The sequence below is a fragment of the Stenotrophomonas sp. STEN038 genome (genome assembly GCF_056759895.1).
Window position 1 is genome coordinate 18,836 of the sequence record NZ_JBRRDW010000007.1, and the last position, 17,189, is coordinate 36,024.

The 17,189-nt window shown below is 62.5% G+C and carries 16 protein-coding genes and 1 tRNA gene; 7 read left to right on the top strand and 10 right to left on the bottom strand.

Features of this window, described 5'->3' with window-relative positions:
* Nucleotides 1–324: 324 nt before the first annotated feature.
* Both mnmG and ACVOLS_RS04320 read right to left on the bottom strand, forming a co-directional pair.
* Nucleotides 325–2,214, bottom strand: coding sequence for a tRNA uridine-5-carboxymethylaminomethyl(34) synthesis enzyme MnmG (mnmG, locus tag ACVOLS_RS04315; RefSeq protein ID WP_481544612.1), 1,890 nt, complete (start codon nt 2,212–2,214; stop codon nt 325–327).
* A gap of 492 nt (nt 2,215–2,706) precedes the next feature.
* On the bottom strand, nt 2,707–3,327 hold the full coding sequence (locus ACVOLS_RS04320) for a hypothetical protein (protein ID WP_481544613.1): 621 nt from the start codon (nt 3,325–3,327) through the stop codon (nt 2,707–2,709).
* Between the two features lie 144 nt (nt 3,328–3,471).
* Between ACVOLS_RS04320 and ACVOLS_RS04325 the strand changes: the two genes are divergently transcribed.
* Together ACVOLS_RS04325 and ACVOLS_RS04330 are read left to right on the top strand one after the other, a co-directional pair.
* Nucleotides 3,472–4,434 (top strand): pyridoxal-phosphate dependent enzyme, encoded by a 963-nt coding sequence (locus tag ACVOLS_RS04325; RefSeq protein ID WP_481544614.1) that lies wholly within the window; start codon nt 3,472–3,474, stop codon nt 4,432–4,434.
* The gene (locus ACVOLS_RS04330) at nt 4,431–5,039 is read left to right on the top strand and encodes a YdcF family protein (protein WP_481544615.1); all 609 of its coding nucleotides are present in this window, start codon (nt 4,431–4,433) and stop codon (nt 5,037–5,039) included. The genes ACVOLS_RS04325 and ACVOLS_RS04330 overlap by 4 nt, the downstream gene beginning before the upstream one ends.
* Before the next feature lie 399 nt (nt 5,040–5,438).
* Here the strand turns inward: ACVOLS_RS04330 and bioC are convergent, their stop codons facing one another.
* The 4 genes from bioC to bioB form a co-directional block, all read right to left on the bottom strand.
* Entirely contained in the window at nt 5,439–6,326 is an 888-nt protein-coding gene (bioC, locus tag ACVOLS_RS04335; protein WP_481514837.1) for a malonyl-ACP O-methyltransferase BioC, read from the bottom strand.
* Nucleotides 6,327–6,425: 99 nt separating this feature from the next.
* Nucleotides 6,426–7,193 (bottom strand): pimeloyl-ACP methyl ester esterase BioH, encoded by a 768-nt coding sequence (gene bioH / locus ACVOLS_RS04340; RefSeq protein WP_481544616.1) that lies wholly within the window; start codon nt 7,191–7,193, stop codon nt 6,426–6,428.
* A gap of 17 nt (nt 7,194–7,210) precedes the next feature.
* On the bottom strand, nt 7,211–8,419 hold the full coding sequence (gene bioF / locus ACVOLS_RS04345) for an 8-amino-7-oxononanoate synthase (protein WP_481544617.1): 1,209 nt from the start codon (nt 8,417–8,419) through the stop codon (nt 7,211–7,213).
* Between the two features lie 90 nt (nt 8,420–8,509).
* Nucleotides 8,510–9,538: a biotin synthase BioB gene (bioB, locus tag ACVOLS_RS04350; protein ID WP_481513442.1), complete on the bottom strand. Its 1,029-nt coding sequence runs from the start codon at nt 9,536–9,538 to the stop codon at nt 8,510–8,512.
* A 73-nt stretch (nt 9,539–9,611) separates the two neighbouring features.
* Between bioB and ACVOLS_RS04355 the strand changes: the two genes are divergently transcribed.
* Together ACVOLS_RS04355 and ACVOLS_RS04360 are read left to right on the top strand one after the other, a co-directional pair.
* Nucleotides 9,612–10,313 (top strand): double zinc ribbon domain-containing protein, encoded by a 702-nt coding sequence (locus ACVOLS_RS04355; protein WP_481544618.1) that lies wholly within the window; start codon nt 9,612–9,614, stop codon nt 10,311–10,313.
* 144 nt (nt 10,314–10,457) lie between these two features.
* Nucleotides 10,458–11,039: an HdeD family acid-resistance protein gene (locus ACVOLS_RS04360; protein ID WP_481544619.1), complete on the top strand. Its 582-nt coding sequence runs from the start codon at nt 10,458–10,460 to the stop codon at nt 11,037–11,039.
* A gap of 163 nt (nt 11,040–11,202) precedes the next feature.
* Here ACVOLS_RS04360 and ubiA read toward each other — a convergent pair whose 3' ends face one another.
* The gene (gene ubiA, locus ACVOLS_RS04365) at nt 11,203–12,096 is read right to left on the bottom strand and encodes a 4-hydroxybenzoate octaprenyltransferase (protein ID WP_481529639.1); all 894 of its coding nucleotides are present in this window, start codon (nt 12,094–12,096) and stop codon (nt 11,203–11,205) included.
* A gap of 127 nt (nt 12,097–12,223) precedes the next feature.
* Here ubiA and ACVOLS_RS04370 point away from each other — a divergent pair.
* A tRNA-Arg gene (locus tag ACVOLS_RS04370) sits at nt 12,224–12,300 on the top strand.
* 509 nt (nt 12,301–12,809) lie between these two features.
* On the opposite strand, the gene ACVOLS_RS04375 is transcribed toward ACVOLS_RS04370, so the two are convergent.
* Nucleotides 12,810–14,090, bottom strand: a complete 1,281-nt coding sequence (locus tag ACVOLS_RS04375) for a TniQ family protein (RefSeq protein ID WP_481544620.1) — start codon at nt 14,088–14,090, stop codon at nt 12,810–12,812.
* Complete coding sequence (locus tag ACVOLS_RS04380) at nt 14,087–15,127, bottom strand: AAA family ATPase (protein ID WP_481544621.1); 1,041 nt, start codon at nt 15,125–15,127, stop codon at nt 14,087–14,089. Before ACVOLS_RS04380 ends, ACVOLS_RS04375 begins: the two co-directional genes overlap by 4 nt.
* Before the next feature lie 37 nt (nt 15,128–15,164).
* On the opposite strand from ACVOLS_RS04380, the gene ACVOLS_RS04385 reads away from it, so the two are divergent.
* Together ACVOLS_RS04385 and ACVOLS_RS04390 are read left to right on the top strand one after the other, a co-directional pair.
* A protein-coding gene (locus ACVOLS_RS04385; protein ID WP_282273475.1) for an IS3 family transposase occupies nt 15,165–16,306 on the top strand; the annotation gives its coding sequence in 2 pieces (ribosomal slippage) (nt 15,165–15,402 and nt 15,402–16,306; 1,143 coding nt in all).
* A gap of 69 nt (nt 16,307–16,375) precedes the next feature.
* Complete coding sequence (locus ACVOLS_RS04390; protein ID WP_481544622.1) at nt 16,376–16,639, top strand: hypothetical protein; 264 nt, start codon at nt 16,376–16,378, stop codon at nt 16,637–16,639.
* Nucleotides 16,640–16,659: 20 nt separating this feature from the next.
* Here ACVOLS_RS04390 and ACVOLS_RS04395 read toward each other — a convergent pair whose 3' ends face one another.
* Nucleotides 16,660–17,169, bottom strand: a complete 510-nt coding sequence (locus tag ACVOLS_RS04395; RefSeq protein WP_481544691.1) for a lipocalin family protein — start codon at nt 17,167–17,169, stop codon at nt 16,660–16,662.
* Between the last annotated feature and the right edge of the window lie 20 nt (nt 17,170–17,189).

Below are 17,189 nucleotides of genomic sequence, written 5' to 3' on the forward strand. Positions count from 1 at the left end.
TGAGGCGTTGATGCGCATGATAACGCGCGGCTTGGTTGCGGCTTTGCGCGGTTGGCTTCCGGTGGTTGAGGAGTTGTCTGGAAATCAGATGCAGTAGGGATGCATTGATGTGAGCGATGTTGCGCGGTCGACGTTGTGTTGTTCGCGAACGGCACCCCTCCCCAACCCTCCCCTCCGCCTTCGGCGCAAGGGAGGGGGCTGTTTCGCGTGTTCTTTCGGATGGCGGGGCGCCGCTTCTACCCCCTCCCTTTGGCGCAGCCAAGGGGAGGGTTGGGGAGGGGTAACGCCCTTAAGCTCCCGCCACTACCAACCCAAATCAGAAACTCACGCCACCTTGCCGCGTCGCGCCCGCTCCAGGTGCACCAGCAGCAAGGAAATCGCCGCAGGCGTCATCCCCGGAATACGCTGCGCCTGACCAATCGTCTGCGGGCGAACACGCTCCAGCTTCTGCAATGCTTCGGTCGACAAACCACGCACCGAAGCAAAGTCGAAGCCTTCGACAATCGCGGTGTTTTCATGCCGCTGCGAACGCTCGATCTCATCGCGCTGACGGTCCAGGTAACCGGCGTACTTGACGCTGATCTCCACCTGCTCGGCCACGCGGGCATCATCGACGCCCGGCCCGAGTGATGGCACCTGCATCAGCTTGGCATAATCCAGTTCCGGGCGCTTGATCAGGTCCAGCACATTGGTTTCGCGGCTGACTGCCACGCCGGTGGTTTCGGCGACTTCGCGGCCCAGTGCATTGCCCGGTGTTGCCCAGATGCCGCGCAGACGTGCGCTCTCGCTGGCAACGGCGGCCTGCTTGGTTTCAAACGCCGACCAGCGGCGGTCGTCAATCAGGCCCAGCTTGCGGCCGGTCGGGGTCAGACGGGTGTCGGCATTGTCTTCGCGCAGCTGCAGCCGGTATTCGGCGCGGCTGGTGAACATTCGATAGGGCTCGGTGGTGCCGTGGGTGATCAGGTCGTCAACCAGCACGCCGATATAGGCTTCGTCGCGACGCGGGCACCATCCGTCCTTGCCCTGCACGAACAAGGCGGCATTGATGCCGGCCAGCAGGCCCTGCGCGCCGGCTTCTTCATAGCCGGTGGTGCCGTTGATCTGGCCGGCGAAGAACAGGCCGTTGACCTGACGGGTTTCCAGCGTGTTTTTCAGGCCGCGCGGATCGAAGAAGTCGTACTCGATCGCGTAGCCGGGGCGGGTGATGTGCGCCTGCTCGAAACCTCGGATGCTGCGTACCAGTTCCAGCTGCACGTCAAACGGCAGCGAGGTGGAGATGCCGTTGGGATAGATCTCCACCACGTCCAGGCCTTCCGGCTCGACGAAGATCTGGTGGCTGTTCTTCTCGGCGAAGCGCACCACCTTGTCCTCGATCGACGGGCAGTAACGCGGGCCGATGCCTTCGATCTGGCCGCTGTACAGTGGCGAGCGATGCAAGGCGCCACGGATGATGTCGTGGGTGCGCTCGCTGGTATGGGTGATCCAGCAGCTGACCTGCTGCGGATGCTCGCTGACATCGCCCAGGTAGGACATCACCGGCAACGGATCGTCGCCGGGCTGCTCGTCCATCACGCTGTAATCCAGCGAGCGGCCGTCGATGCGCGGCGGGGTGCCGGTCTTCAGGCGGTCGATGACGAACGGGCGCTCGCGCAGGCGCGCGGCCAGCGTGGTCGCCGGCGGGTCGCCCATGCGGCCGGCGGTGTATTGGGTTTCGCCGATATGGATCTTGCCTGCGAGGAAGGTGCCGGCGGTGAGCACTACTGCGGCGGCGTGGAAGGTCAGTCCGGTCTGGGTGATGGCGCCACGCACGGCGTCGCCCTCGATCACCAGATCATCGACGGCGGCCTGGAATACGGTCAGGTTCGGCTGTGACTCCACGATGCCGCGGATCGCCATCCGGTACAGGTTGCGGTCGGCCTGGCAGCGGGTCGCGCGCACGGCCGGGCCCTTGGAGGCATTGAGCGTGCGCCACTGGATGCCGGCACGGTCGGCGGCATGTGCCATGGCCCCGCCCAGCGCATCGATCTCCTTGACCAGATGACCCTTGCCGATGCCGCCGATGGCCGGGTTGCAGCTCATCGCGCCAACGGTTTCGACGTTGTGGGTCAGCAGCAGGGTGCGGGCGCCGCCACGCGCTGCAGCCAGGGCTGCTTCGGTGCCAGCGTGGCCGCCGCCAATGACGATGACGTCGTAACGGTAGAAGGAGTCGCTCATGGGCGTGAGATCGGTCAAGAAAGTGTGAAGTCCGTCAGATGGGTATTTCCCCACGATGTGACGGCGTATGTGGTGATTTTACTGCCAAGCGCAATCAGGTACGCATGGACCCTAAAGTTGGCACGCAACCTGCAGTTAATACATTGCACCCAACGTGGCATGCGACATAGGCGCAACAAGGTCGGAATTGGAACAGGGGCCGACCGAAGCGCACGTTGGGGTAGCAGGGGCCGGTAGTCGGGGGACTACCGGCCTTGCAGTCCAGCAAGGCCCGCCTTGGCGGGAAAGCGTTGAAAGACAAAGCCCCGGCCTAGGCCGGGGCTTTGTCTTTTAAGGCGCCGATGTCCGACAGGGCCGGAACAGGGGGGATCCAGATTTCCTGACGGACATCGACATTGAACTGTCTGGGCGGGACCGGTTTAGGTCACTATGCGACGCAAGCGGTCACCCGTAGGGCCAAGAATGCCTGCATTTGCGCCAATTGCAACCTTTTTATCGTTCCTGGATACGGGCGCCGTTCGGTTGCCGGGTTTGTGACGGCTGTCGGGCCGGCATCGGCCGTGCCTGAATAGCCGGACGGGCAGCAGGTTGAGGCCGCTGCATCGCCTGCTGCATGGGCTGGGCGCGCTGCATCGGCTGGTTGTTGGCGCGTGGCGGCGGCCGGCTCAGATTGTCCAGGTTGCGCCACGGCGACTTGTTGCCGCCGCCGTTCACCGGCGGTGGCGGTCGTGTCGGTCGGCCGTCATTGCCACCGTTGCCCGGCGGGCGTGGACGGTTGCCACCATGGTTGTGATCGCCGTCACCGCCGGGGTGCGGCCGATTCCCATTGCCATGACCGGGCGGACGCTGGCCATTGCCGTGATACGGCGGGCGGGGACGGTTGTAATTGGGCCGGTAGACGGGGTAACCGTAGTTGCCGTAGCCGTAGTAGCCGCTGCCATAGCCATAACCGCCGTAGCCGTAGCCACTGTTCGGGTAGCCATAGGGATAGCTGTACTGCACCGAGGGGGAGCCGTGGTAATAGCCGCCCGAACCGCCGCCTACGTAGTCGTACGTGGCACAGCCAGACAGGCCCAACAGCAGGCCGGTGGAAACAATCAGGCGCTTGATCATCAGAAATCCCCCCCTCGTGGGTATGGCATCCAGCTTCGGGCCACGGCGTTGAATCGGCCCTTAATTCGCATCTACATGGCTGAACATACAACGTGTGCGCAGATGAGATGGTCGCAGGCCCGGGGCCTGGGCTAACCTTTCACCATGAATGAACTTCCTTTGCCCGGATTTGCCGAGGTTCTGGCAGCAGCGGCGCGGATTGCCGCCCATGCGACGGTCACCCCGGTGCTGCGCTCACGCACGCTGGATGCACTGGCCGGCGCCAGCCTGCACTTCAAGGCCGAACACCTGCAGCGCAGCGGCGCGTTCAAGTTCCGCGGGGCCTGCAACGCGGTGTGGTCGCTGGATGTGGAGCATGCCAGCCACGGTGTGGTGACACATTCTTCGGGCAACCACGGTGCCGCACTGGCCTTGGCGGCGCGCTCGCGCGGGGTTCCCTGCCATGTGGTGGTGCCCGAGGGCGCGGTGGCGGCCAAGTTGGCCAATATCGAACGCAACCAGGCCACCCTCTGGCGTTGTGCGCCTACCCAGGCCGCGCGTGAAGCCGAGTGCCTGCGCGTGCAGCGCGAAACCGGGGCGACGCTGGTTCATCCTTATACCGACCCGCGGGTCATCGCCGGGCAGGGCACTGCCGTGCTTGAGCTGATCCGTCAGGCCGGCACGCAACTGGATGTACTGGTGGTGCCGGTAGGCGGCGGTGGCTTGGCCGCAGGTACCCTGCTGGCGATGCAGCAGCTGCTGCCGAACTGCGAGCTGGTGTTGGCCGAGCCAGCCGGCGCCGCCGACACCGCGCGTTCGCTGGCGGCGGGTGAGCGTTTGATCGACTTCGTGCCGGATACGCTATGCGACGGCCTGCGCGGCGCGCTGGGTGCGCCCAATTTCGCCTTGTTGCACGGTGCGGCACAGGTAATCAGCGTGGACGATGCCGATACCGTGGCTGCGATGCGTTTGATCTGGCAGGTGATGAAGCAGACCGTCGAGCCATCGTCGGCGATCACCCTGGCGGCCGTGCTGTCCCAGCCGCAGTGCTTTGCCGGGCGCACGGTGGGGCTGGTGTTGTCCGGTGGCAATGTGGATCTGGATGCCTTGCCTTGGGTGCAGGCATGAAGTCAGCGGTTCGGCGTACAGGGTTGATGGGCTGGTTGTGGCGCTTGTGTGTGTTGCTGCTGTTGTGGGTGCTGGGCGTGGCGGCGTGGATCATCTGGGTGGGTGACCGTGACCAGGCCGCGCCTGCCGATGCCATCATCGTGCTTGGCGCTGCGGCCTATGACGCCAAGCCTTCGCCGGTATTTGAAGAACGCATCCGCCATGGCCTGGATCTGTACCGGCAGGGCTATGCACCGAAGTTGATTTTTACCGGTGGCTTTGGTGGCACGGGTGCGCGTTTTTCCGAATCACAGGTGGCGCGGCGCTATGCGCTGAAGCAGAAGATTCCGGGCAATGACATCCTGATCGAAACCCGCTCGCGCACTACCCGGCAGAATCTGGTCGAAGCCAAGCAGGTAATGGCCAAGCACGACATGCACAAGGTGATCGTGGTCAGCGACCCGTTGCATATGGCGCGCGCGCTGCGTCTGTCCAAGGAGTTGGGGATTGATGCGTTGGCGTCGTCCACGCCGAGCACGCGCTTCCGCAGTTTCCACACCAGCTGGCGTTTCCTGCTGCAGGAAGTCTATTTCTTCCACCGCGACCTGTTTGTAAAAGGAGCTTGAGCGGTGAAGAAACTGCATTTGTAGGAGCGGCGTAAGCCGCGAAGCTGACGCGCTGTCCGATGGGTTGTCTGTAGTGCCCCTGCCGAGCATGGCTCGGCACTACGGCTTTAGCCCCTCTCCCGCCTGCGGGAAAGGGGTTGGGGTGAGGGCAGTCTTTCGCTGGTAGAGCCTCTGCCGAGCATGGCTCGGCACTACGGCTTTAGCCCCTCTCCCGCCTGCGGGAGAGGGGTTGGGGTGAGGGCAGTCTTTCGCTGGTAAAGCCCCTGCCGAGCATGGCTCGGCACTACGGCTTTAGCCCCTCTCCCGCCTGCGGGAGAGGGGGGGGGGAGGGCAGTTTTTCGCTGGTAAAGCCCCTGCCGAGCATGGCTCGGCACTACGGAGCAGCATCTTCCCCTGTCCCTATTCCTGCGTCTTCCGCCGAATGGGAATCGACGACAACGGCACGCTCGCCACATCCTGGCCCTGCTCACGAATTGGCGCGCCCGGTGCCGGTGCCCAGGCATGCGCGTACACCACTTCCCAGCTGCTCGGCAGCTTGCCGTCAGCGCGACGCATCGGCTCGTAGGCATCGCGTGCTGCCGCAAAGCGGCTGCGCCCGGTCAGGGTGTGGCGACGGTTGTGCATGGCGTTGGTGGCGCCTATCGCCTTGAGTTCGCGCATCAGCGTTGGCAGGTCGTCATAGGTCAGGGTGAACATGTCGCGGTCCAGTACCGGATCGCGGAAACCGGCCATCATCAAGGCATCGCCGAACTGGGCGATCTGCACGAAGTGGCTTACATGCGAGGTGTCATCGGCCTGCGCAAACGCCTGCCGCAGTTCCACCAGCGTGTCGTGGGCGAAGGTTGAACAGACCAGCAGGCCATTGGGCTTGAGCACGCGGCGGAAGCCGGCAAATACCGCTGGCAGGTCTTCCACCCACTGCAGGCACAGGTTGCTGTAGATCACGTCCACGCTGTTGTCGGCCAGCGGCAGGGCGCGGGCGTCGGCGCAGACGCGCGAGAACGGGCGCCACCAGCCGGCCTGCTTCTTGGCCTCGGCCAGCATCGGCAGGGCCAGGTCCAGCGCGATTACCTGCGCCTTGGGCCAGCGCTTCTTCATCGCCGCGGTGGCGTGGGCCGGACCGCTGCCTACGTCCAACACCACCTGCGGTTGCCGGTCTTCCAGATAGTCCAGCGATTCCAGCAGGCGCTTAGCGACTTCCTGCTGCAGCACGGCGGCGGCGCGGTAGCTGCTGGCGGCGCGTGAGAAGGCGCGGCGGACGTGTTTGGGGTCGAACAGAGAAGACATGGCGGTGATTCGGATTCGTAATTCGGGATGGGAAGCGCTGCTGTGCTCAGGCGGCCGACGACATCATCGGCCAGCCAGCGCGAATGGCCGCGTAACCGTTCACTCGCAGCCAGCAACAAACTGTTGCAGCAGCCCGGCAACGTGATCGGCATGGCCGAGGAATGGCGCGTGGCCGCCACCTTCGATGGTGTGGGCGCTGTGCAGGCCTGCCGGCGCCAATGTGGCGGCCTGGTGCATGGCCTTGGACGGCACCAGCCGGTCGCGCTGCCCGCCTATCCACAGGCCGGGTTTTTGCAGGCCGGGCAGGCCGCCGCGCAGGTCGCTACGCTCCAGCAGGGCCAGGCCTTCATGCAGGGCGCGCGGGGCCGGTTCGCCGCGTTCGACCAGCGCATCGCGCAGGGTGCGCAGTTCGCTGCGGGCGTGCTGCGAGCCCATCACGTCCAGCGCGAGGAAGCGTTCGAGGGTGCCGCGATAGTCCTGTTCCAGATCGCGCCCGAACTGCTCGAACACCACCGGCTCCACTGCATTGGGCCAATCGGCATCGCGGACGAAGCGCGGCGTGGCTGCCAGCATCGCCAGCCCGCGCACCTGCGGCAATGTAGCGGCGCCGTGCAGGGCCACCAGCCCGCCCAACGACCAGCCGCACCACACCGCCGCCGGGGTGGCGCTGGCGATGGCGTTGACCAGGTAGGGCAGGCGCAAGGGTGTTGCATCGTCGCGGCTGTGGCCATGCCCGGGCAGGTCGACCACATGCAGTTCGAAGTGCGGCGCCAGCCGCTCGACCAGTGGCGCGAAAATGCCGCCATGCAATGCCCAGCCGTGGATCAGGACCAATGCCGGGCCGCTGCCGGTGACTTCGATATGCATGGCGTTACAACCGGTTCTCAGGCAACAGTGTTCAGGGACTTCTGGTACAGCACCACGTCGCGGGCCTTGGCGATGGCGTCTACCAGCGCCTTGACCTGCTCGACGGTATGCAGCGCCGACATGGTCACGCGCAGACGCGCCTTGCCTTCGGGCACGGTCGGTGGGCGGATCGCGCTGACCAGGAAGCCGGACTGCTCCAGCGTCGCCGACAAGGCCATCACCGTGGCTTCGTCACCGCACAGCAGCGGTTGGATCGGGGTTTCCGAGGCCATCAGTTCCAGCCCGTTGCAGCGCGCACCCTCGCGGAAGGCGGAGATCAGCTCGGTGAGTTTTTCGCGGCGCCAGTGGTCGCGGCGCGCCAGCTTCACCGCCGCCAGCGAGGCGGCAGCCTGTGCCGGCGGCAGCGCAGTGGTGTAGATGTAAGGGCGTGCGGTTTCGGCCAGGTGCTGGATCAGCGCGTCTTCGCCTACGACCACCGCGCCGTGGCTGCCAAGTGCCTTGCCCAGGGTGGCCAGCTGCAGCGGAACTTCCTTCACGCCAAGGCCAGCATCGGCGACGCAGCCGCGGCCGTGTTCGCCGATCACACCAATGCCGTGGGCGTCGTCCACATAGAACAGCGCCTCCTGCATGCGTGCCACCAGCGACAGTGAGCGCAGCGGGGCGATGTCGCCATCCATGCTGAAGACGCCGTCGGTGACCAGCATGGCGGCGCCATCGGCGGTGTTCTTGAGCTGGCGCATGGCACCTTCGCTGTCCAGGTGTGGATAGCGGCGCAGGCGGCAGCCGGCCAGGCGGCTGGCGTCGAGCAGGCTGGCGTGGTTGAGCCGGTCCTGCACGCAGATATCGGTTTCTTCGGTGAGCAGTGCTTGCTGCACGGCGAGGTTGGCCATGAAGCCGCTGTCGAACAGCAGGGCGCGCGGGTAGCCGAGCCAGTCGGCCATCTCGCGTTCCAGCTGCTCGTGCACGCTGTGGTGGCCACAGACCAGGTGCGAGGCGGTGCTGCCGGCGCCTTCGCGGCCGGCGGCGTCCTGCAGCGCGGCGATCACCTCGAACTGTTGCGACAGGCCGAGGTAGTCGTTGCTGCAGAAGCCGGTCAACCAGCGGCCGTCCAGTTCCAAACGCACCCCGTCACGGCGGCTGATGCTGCGCCGGGTGCGGATGCGGCCCTGGGCAAGCCGCAGCTTGCGCTGGGCGTTGATGCGGTCGTGGATGTCAGGACGGGCCATGGCAAGGTTCATGGTCAAGCGGGCGGCTAGCGTACCCGGTTGCCTGTAAGAATGCCCAAGCGGCGCCCCGCGGGCGGGGCGCCGGCGAGGTCAGGCGCTGCGGGCGCAGAGCGGGGCGATATCCAGGTGCACCGTGCCAGGGTGGTCGTGGTCGTCGGCGTCCACATGTACCTGCATCGGGCTGATGCCGAGACGGGCGAACAGAGCCTGGTCGCGCTCGGTGTCCGGGTTGCCGGTGGTCAGCAGCTTTTCGCCGTAGAAGATGGAGTTGGCACCGGCCAGGAAGCACAACGCCTGCAGCTCGTCGCTCATGCTTTCGCGGCCGGCCGACAGCCGCACCATCGAGCGCGGCATCACGATGCGGGCCACGGCGATCATGCGCACGAACTCGAACGGGTCCAGCTCGGCGCTGCCGTGCAACGGCGTACCGGCGACCTGCACCAGGCGGTTGATCGGCACCGAGTCCGGGTGCGCCGGCAGGTTGGCCAGCGCCTGCAGCAGGCCGGCGCGGTGCTCGCGGGTCTCGCCCATGCCAACGATGCCGCCGCAGCAGGTCTTCATGCCGGCGTTGCGCACGTGCTCCAGCGTGTCCAGGCGGTCCTGGTACTGGCGGGTATGGATGATGGAGTCGTAGTAATCCGGCGCGGTGTCCAGATTGTGGTTGTAGTAGTCCAGCCCGGCGTCCTTCAGCGCCTGCGCCTGGTGGCCTTCGAGCATGCCGAGGGTGGCGCAGGTCTCCAGACCCAGCGACTTCACCTCGCGGATCATCGCCGCGACCTTGGGGATGTCACGGTCCTTGGGCGAGCGCCAGGCCGCACCCATGCAGAAGCGCGAGGCGCCGGCCTGCTTGGCGGCGCGGGCACGGGCCACCACGCTGTCGGTGTCCATCAGCTTCTGCGCGTCCACGCCGGTGTCGTAACGCTGGGCCTGCGGGCAGTAGGCGCAGTCTTCCGGGCAACCGCCGGTCTTGACCGACAGCAGGGTGGAGACCTGAACCTGCGCCGGGTCGAAGTGCTGGCGATGCACGCTGGCTGCGCGGTGCAGCAGCTCGGGGAAGGGCAATTCGAGCAGGGACAGCAGCTCTTCGCGCTTCCAGTCGTGGCGGATGACGGTGGACATCGGTGTTACCTGACAGATGGGGCGATGGAAGCGGCGCAGTCTGGTCAGCATACACATTGCTGTCAACTATCTAATGAAAGGTCTGGTTTACAGGATTGGGGGCCAGTTGTCGGCGCTGCTGTTCCCGCCGCGCTGCCTGGTCTGCGGTGAGGATGGCTTGCCGGGGCGGGATCTGTGCCTGGCCTGCAGCGCGGGACTGCCATGGCAACGGGCCGCTTGCCGGCGTTGTGCGCTGCCCTTACCGGGCGTCGATGCCGGTGGGGTGTGCGGCGCCTGCCAGCGCTCGAGCTCGCCCCTGCAATCGACTCTGGCGGCCTTCACATATAGCGCGCCGGTTGACGGCTTGCTACTGCGATTCAAATTCCACCATGACCTCAGCGCCGGGCGGCTGTTGTCGGCCTTGTTGCTGGATGCGGTGCGCGACGCCGAGCGCCCGCAGGCGATCGTGCCGGTGCCGCTGCATCTGTCGCGGTTGCGCCAACGCGGCTATGACCAGGCCAAGGAGCTGGCCAAACCGGTGGCGCGCGCGCTGCAGCTGCCGCTGTGCCGTGGCCTGCATCGGCGGCTATCCACCCAGCCGCAATCGGAGCTGGATGCATCCGAACGCAAGCGCAATCTGCGTGGCGCCTTCATCGCCGTGGGGGTGCTGCCGGCGCATGTAGTGCTGCTCGATGACGTGATGACCACCGGTGCCACCTTGCATGCGGCGGCGCACACGCTGCACCGCGCGGGTGTGCAGCGGGTGGATGCCTGGGTCTGTGCGCGCGTGCCGTGATTGCAGGCGGTGTGATCACTAGGCCGGACCTGCGCCGCAACGGGCTTGAGATCTCGGATGTCATCTCTACATGCCATTACTACGGCTATGGGCCTAGACTGGGATGGAAAGGCCTTTACACCTGATCAACAAGAGGAGACAGACATGGGTGCTTCCCCGGGTTTTCCTGCTGGATCGTTGTTTGGCACATTGACGCGCAACTGGTGGGTGCTGCTGCTGTTTGGCCTGTTTGCGGTGATTTTTGGCGTTCTGGCAGTAATGGCACCGGTGCGTACCGCGGCGGTATTGGCATGGTGGCTCGGCATCATGGCCATTGTTGAGGGCGTGGTGGTGCTGGTCTCGGCCTTCAATGGCTCTGCACCGGTATCGCGCGGTTGGGCGCTGTTCTATGCGCTGGCCTCGATCGGTTTTGGCGTGTTGGCGGTGATCAACCCGCTGGCAACGGCGAGTGTGCTGCTGCTGTTCCTGGCCGCCTGGCTGGTGGTTGGTGGCATCTATCGCATCGTGTTCGCCATCCGCGTGCGCAAGCAGATCACGGGTGAGTGGATGCTGATCGTCAGCGGTCTGCTGGCAGTGGCCTTGGGCGTGATGTTCGCACTCAACCCGATTGCCGGCCTGGCAGTGACTTCGCTGTGGATCGGCGTGCTGGCCTTGATCTACGGCGTGCTGCAGATAATCGCAGCGTTCCGCCTGCGCTCGCTGGGCAAGTCCATCGGCGCGATGTGACGTCGCATTTTGTAGGAGCGGCGTAAGCCGCGAAGCAGATAGTCCATCAGATCCACAGAGGGCTGTGCCATCCGACATTGTGGGCTTCGCGGCTTACGCCGCTCCTACAACGGGACAACGGCACCGCAATAGAGAAACGGCCCGCAGTGCGGGCCGTTTCTTATCAATCCAGATACTGGCTGGCGACAATGCCGGCAAACAACACCGCGCCGACCCAGTTGTTGTGCAGGAAGGCCTTGAAGCAAGGCTCTCGCTCGCGGTCGCGGCATAGCCAGAACTCATACACCACCAGCGCCATCGCCACGCCGATGCCGGCCCAATACGCCCAGCCCAAGCCCGCGCGCTGCCCGACCAGCGCCATCGCAGCGAAGAACAGCGCGTACAGGATGCCCTGGATCACCAGGTCCAGATCGCCAAACAGGATGGCGGTGGAATGCGAGCCCACTTTCAGGTCGTCATCGCGGTCGACCATGGCGTACCAGGTGTCATAGGCGGTGGACCAGAGGATGTTGGCGGCATACAGCACCCAGCCCAATGGCGGCACCTCGCCCTGGATGGCGGCGAAGGCCATCGGGATGCCCCAGCCGAAGGCCATGCCCAGGTAGACCTGCGGCAGATGCGTGTAGCGCTTCAGGTAGGGATAGCTGGCGGCCAGGAACACGCCGATGAAGCTCAGCCCGATGGTCAAGGCGTTCAGGGTCAACACCAGCGCGAATGCGACCAGCATCAAGCCGGCGAACAGCATCAGCGCTGCGCGGCCGGAGATGGCGCCGGTGGCCAGCGGTCGATCCTTGGTGCGTTTGACGTGCGGGTCCAACCAGCGGTCGGCGTAGTCATTGATCACGCAGCCGGCCGAGCGGGTCAGCCAGACGCCGGCGCTGAACACGAACAGTATCCACAGCGGCGGCAGGCCATCGGCGGCCAGCCACAGCGCCCACCAGGTGGGCCACAGCAGCAGCAAGGTGCCGATCGGGCGATCGGCGCGCATCAATTTCCAGTAGTGCCCGAACCGCGAAGTGCCAGCTGCGGTGGACGGTGTAGTTGGGAGACGGCTCATGTGCAAAGGTTACCAGCTGGGCAGGTTTTTCCCGCCCAACTACAGCAATCCAAAGGTGGGGGCAGACCTGCGGCCGCTTTTGCCGTTAGAATGCGCGTCCGCCCGGCTCAGCCGGTCGGAGCACAATGCGCCCGTAGCTCAGCCGGATAGAGTAGTGGCTTCCGAAGCCATTGGTCGGGGGTTCGAATCCCTCCGGGCGCGCCAGATTGAAGTCCGAGCATGTCTCTGGCCCCACAACGACTTGTTGAGAGGATTCTCAGGATCTTCTGGTTTTTGGGATCCGCCCTCAACAAGTGCTGGTATTTTCGGAGTCAAGATCGCTAATTGTTTGATACGCCAGAAGATTCTCGACTATGTTCTCTGAGAATTCGCTGGCACTAAGCGCGCCTTGTGACAGATCTTCGGACCCGATACCACAGTGACTACGCCGTGAGCCGCCTCCGTTGCGGCCGACTGCTGCCAACCCAGCGTGGTCGATGGACCTCGTTTTCTACCAAACCGCCTAGGGTCGGGTAATCACGCGTCTGACGTATGCCACGTACTCTGGACTGGCTGGCCCTGAGTCGCGGCTGCCCAAAGGAGTCCCGGCAGTGACACGCTAGGTTGGAATTGGGCACGGTACATGGCTACTGTGGCAGCTCCAAGGAGTTGGGCTCCAGTCCCGCCCGGCCATGCCTCATACGACGCGATCCGGCTGATACTTTTGAGGTTCCTTACGTTTGCGGAATGTCGACAACTGCGGACCATCCGAGCAGCACTGCGCGCATGGCTTGCTCGGCGACTTCCTTGGTTGCACCGGTGGTGATCATCACCTCCCTTCCGTGGCGGCGAATCTCCGGTGTATCACCTCGCTGCACAAGCTCTGTCACTAGGCGATGCGCTTCGAACTGCGCCTTCCTCTTGACCCTGTCGTTTGCCCAATCCTTTCGGCGTTGTCGCTCTTCACAATAGCGCCGCAACAACTTCGGATCAGATCGCCAAATAACCGTAGAGTCGATCTCTGCTTGTCGCAATACACTTCGTAACGACGGCAATTCTGCCTCTTCAGTCAGTGCGAGGAGGTCTTTTAGCAATTTTTTAGCTCGGTTAGTCGTTGCATTGTTCTTTGCCTTACGTTTATCCCTACCCGTGGTCACGTTGCCAATATCAAGAAGGCGTGGTGTCAGAGCCGCGGCCGGCGCCTGGATGAAGTCGATCACGTTTTTCGCTTGCATTGCAGCGACTGAGATCAGGGTATTCAACGATGGACGAGCCTCGGGATTCTTCCGTGCTCGTTTGACAATTTCTCTAACCAGCCACCGATCCGCTTTGGCATAGGCAGTCCTGCAATTCAATAATTCAGTCATGCCCGCATTGAATTTGATGAGCCAGTCCTCTGCACTACTCAATCTCTCCATACTCGTGGAATACTCTACGAGACTTAACACTTGTTCTTGGCGCCACTTGTCTAGCGTATCCATCCAAGTAGCTTTTTCTACGTATTCCCATAGCCCTTCTCCACACTGGCGGCACCGGCGGCCTGCGATCTCAAGCTGCCCGATTGTGAAGAATTTACCGCACCGGCAGCGATCGACCAGCTTGCATCCATGAAGGGGGCATTGGCGCACGTGCACCATCTGATGGGCGAGCATTCCATAGTCGCAGCCATCGCGAGGATGAACACATAGCGGGCAAAGACGCAGCTGGCGCGCAACCAGCTTTCGACTTTGTCCAATACGAAGAAATTGGAGTGTAGTAAGTCGAATGTCGCTGCGACCCGAAATAAGTTCCAGGCCATCGACCAGCTGTGAGCAGGCCATTCCTTGGCTCACCCAATTCTGAAGTGTCTTGTAATAAAATCTCTTGGGCTCGTCAGACACTGCGGAGGAAGCGAGACGGCAGCATTCCGATAACGGCACCTGATAGGCCATTGCGGTCCGCATCACCAGAGAATGTAGAGACTCCGCATAAATGCTCCCTAGATGCCTAGGCTGCGGCATGACGAGCTGTATCATGAGGAGTACTTGCTGTTAGCTGTGCGCCTTGGCTTCATTCGGATCTTGCGCTTCGGATGAGCCACATCTGCCCTCGGGTCTGGCATGCTGCTTGTACCCTCCATCGTAGATTCGATGAGGTCGGCCTCGGTTATCATCTGTTTCCATGCCATGGGGAGGTGACCCGCTTTGCTCACGTGTTTCCATTCCAACTCGACCCCCTCCGCCCCAGCAGTCATCTTCGCACGCTTAACCAACCCGACAATTTCTCCGGGTATGCCATACGTCAACTCATGAACAGCGAATCTCTGCTCTGTAAGCAGTCCAGGAGTGATGGAATAATCGATTTCAATCCCCTTTAAGAAGGCTGTGAATTCGATGGCTCCGCATTCATCGCGACAACTCATTCGAGCGATATGGATCCGAGATGTGCGACGGTTCAGCTGAGCACTATGGCCTAGCAGACCAATAAGATCGATCGTCCCAAAGAGGATAATCGAGCAGCCCGCCTTATCCCCCAATCTACGAAGACTTTCTAGATAGTCTGTAGGAACCCGAGTTTTTTGCGTCAAACGCAGCATGTTGGCCTCGTCGATAATAAGCAGTTTGACGCCTAACATTTTGGCTAGATTGACAAAAGCGGCCCTCATCTCCGGCTCGCCGTGAGAGCGTGAAGAATGCAGGCTGGTCAGTCTTACAAGTCGCTGTTTTATCTCCGGTGCCAACTCCCAGCGTGAAACGTCTTCCACGCGTGACCTGAAGGGATCGCCCAGTTCTAACAGGCAGCTGCGAATGAAGTCTTTCGAACTGAAGTACGCTCGATCAGCAGCATCCAGCGAAACCAGAATAAAGGGCTTTGTTCCAGACTGCTGGCTGGATTGCTCTCCGTAGAGCATCGGCCCCAAGATCTGCGCTAAACTGGTTTTTCCAGCTCCCCCGGCTCCCACGCAGAAGCAAATATCCCCGGGTTCTGCGAATTGCGCAAAAAATATGGCCTGATCGAGCGCGGACTGGTGCTCCCGAAATAGCATGTGAATCGCCCAGGATTTCGTAGACACCTCGCAGCCATAAACTATGGCTTACGCGGAGGTGGTTATGAGTACGAAGCGTTACACGGATGAGTTCAAGATCGAGGCGGTTCGGCAGATTGTCGAGTACGGTCGACCGGTAGCTGAGGTTGCTGAGCGACTAGGTGTGTCGGTCCATAGCTTGTACGGGTGGAGACGTCAGCACGGCCAGGGAGAGGTGGGGCGTCGCGTTGAGCAGGATCAGAACGCCGAGGTTCGCCGGCTTAAGGCTGAGTTGCGTCGCGTCACTGAAGAGCGAGACATCCTAAAAAAAGCCGCCGCGTACTTTGCCAAGGGGTAAGAGCAAAGTACGCCTTCATGAAGCTCCATGCGGATCAGTTCGGATTGGCAGCCATGTGCCGGGTACTGAGTGTCCATCGCAGCGGTTACTACGCTTGGCTACGAGGTCCGATAAGCCACCGCGAGCGGGATGACCAACGACTGCTTGGACTGATCAAACACAGCTGGCTTGAGAGTGGCTCGGTCTACGGACATCGCAAGGTCACTTCGGATCTCCGCGAGCTAGGGGAGACGTGCAGCCGACATCGCGTAGCGCGATTGATGAAGAGCGAAGGACTTCGGGCCATGGTTGGCTATGGCCGTAAGCCACGACCCCTGAGTGGACCAGTGGGGTCAGTAGCAAAGAACGTCTTGGCGCGCGGTTTCAAAGTATGTGAGCCGAATCGCGCATGGGTAACGGACATTACCTACATCCGAACCTACGACGGCTTCATGTACTTAGCCGTTGTGCTGGACCTGTTCTCACGCCAGGTGGTGGGCTGGGCGACGCGCCCCACGCAGCACACCGATTTGGTGCTGCAAGCGCTGCTCGCTGCGGTGTGGAGGCGCAAACCCGATCCAGGTTTGCTTCTGCACTCTGACCAAGGAACGCAGTTCACCAGCGAAGACTGGCAGTGCTTCCTGCGTGAGCACGACATCGTATGCAGCATGAGCCGGCGAGGAAATTGCCACGACAACGCAGCAATGGAGAGCTTCTTCCAGCTATTGAAACGCGAACGCATTAAGCGGCGGATCTACAGCAATCACGACGAGGCACGCGCAGATGTCTTCCAGTACATCGAGATGTTTTACAACCCGACACGGCGACACGGTTCCAATGGCGGCCTGTCCCCGATAGAGTTTGAACGGCAGTACGCACTAAACGGCTGAAGAGTGTCTACAAAAGCCTGGGCGATTCACCGAAGATTTGCACTTTCGTTGGAAACGGAGTTTGAATCGGTGCGATTTGTTCTGCTGGATGTGGCGAGAGATGTCAAGTATCGGTTGTTGAATTTCTGGCCGTCTCCGTGGGTTGCACTGATGAAATTTCAATCGGCTGAATTTACCGAGGATGGCCGCCTGCAGGTTGTCATTCGTTGGCACGATGGTAGTGAGAGGGAAAGGTGGGGACGAAGAGTTTGCGAAGTTGATTCGGAATTGAATTTTCGCGAAGTTGCTGTGGTTGGCGAGAGAAAGAAGGGCTTTGAATTTGAAGTTCCATAGCTGCTTTGGCGCTTGTGTGATCACCGAACCGACTGCGGCACCCGCCGCAGCTTGCTGACGTCGTAGCCCATCGCCTTGATGCGCTCCACCGCATGTTGGTAGTCCGCTGCCGAAACCTGCGGTGTGCGCGCCATGTACCAGACATAGTCGCGCTTGCTGCGGGCGACGATGGTCTGGCTATAGCCCTCGTCCACCCAGGCGATGATGTATTCGGCCTGGATCGGCCAGATGAACTGCATGCCCCAGACTGCGCCATTGCCTTCGGCGTCGACCTTGCCGATGGGGTGCATGGTTTTCAGCGGCGCCTGGAAGCTGCCCTTGCGGTAGGTGAAGGTGGTCTGGATGCGTCCGTCGGGCCGCGCTGCATAACGTTCCACCGCATCGAAGGCTTGGCGTTCCGGACGCGACGGAATATGCGCGATCACGTACCAGTCGCCCATGAAGCGCGGTACATCGACCGATGCCGGGCGCGGGATCGGTCGGGTGTCCAGGTTGCTGCAACCAGCGCCGAACAAGGCGATGGACAGCATCGACAGAATCGGAAGGGTTC

What these genes read in the sequence shown, in the direction of transcription:
- bioF (WP_481544617.1), bottom strand. Translation starts at nt 8,419, where the DNA reads ATGGCCCGTCCTGACATCCACGACCGCATCAACGCCCAGCGCAAGCTG.
- ACVOLS_RS04395 (WP_481544691.1), bottom strand. Translation starts at nt 17,169, where the DNA reads ATGCTGTCCATCGCCTTGTTCGGCGCTGGTTGCAGCAACCTGGACACC.
- bioB (WP_481513442.1), bottom strand. Translation starts at nt 9,538, where the DNA reads ATGTCCACCGTCATCCGCCACGACTGGAAGCGCGAAGAGCTGCTGTCC.
- ACVOLS_RS04355 (WP_481544618.1), top strand. Translation starts at nt 9,612, where the DNA reads ATGAAAGGTCTGGTTTACAGGATTGGGGGCCAGTTGTCGGCGCTGCTG.
- mnmG (WP_481544612.1), bottom strand. Translation starts at nt 2,214, where the DNA reads ATGAGCGACTCCTTCTACCGTTACGACGTCATCGTCATTGGCGGCGGC.
- ACVOLS_RS04330 (WP_481544615.1), top strand. Translation starts at nt 4,431, where the DNA reads ATGAAGTCAGCGGTTCGGCGTACAGGGTTGATGGGCTGGTTGTGGCGC.
- bioC (WP_481514837.1), bottom strand. Translation starts at nt 6,326, where the DNA reads ATGTCTTCTCTGTTCGACCCCAAACACGTCCGCCGCGCCTTCTCACGC.
- bioH (WP_481544616.1), bottom strand. Translation starts at nt 7,193, where the DNA reads ATGCATATCGAAGTCACCGGCAGCGGCCCGGCATTGGTCCTGATCCAC.
- ACVOLS_RS04320 (WP_481544613.1), bottom strand. Translation starts at nt 3,327, where the DNA reads ATGATCAAGCGCCTGATTGTTTCCACCGGCCTGCTGTTGGGCCTGTCT.
- ACVOLS_RS04325 (WP_481544614.1), top strand. Translation starts at nt 3,472, where the DNA reads ATGAATGAACTTCCTTTGCCCGGATTTGCCGAGGTTCTGGCAGCAGCG.
- ubiA (WP_481529639.1), bottom strand. Translation starts at nt 12,096, where the DNA reads ATGAGCCGTCTCCCAACTACACCGTCCACCGCAGCTGGCACTTCGCGG.
- ACVOLS_RS04375 (WP_481544620.1), bottom strand. Translation starts at nt 14,090, where the DNA reads ATGATACAGCTCGTCATGCCGCAGCCTAGGCATCTAGGGAGCATTTAT.
- ACVOLS_RS04360 (WP_481544619.1), top strand. Translation starts at nt 10,458, where the DNA reads ATGGGTGCTTCCCCGGGTTTTCCTGCTGGATCGTTGTTTGGCACATTG.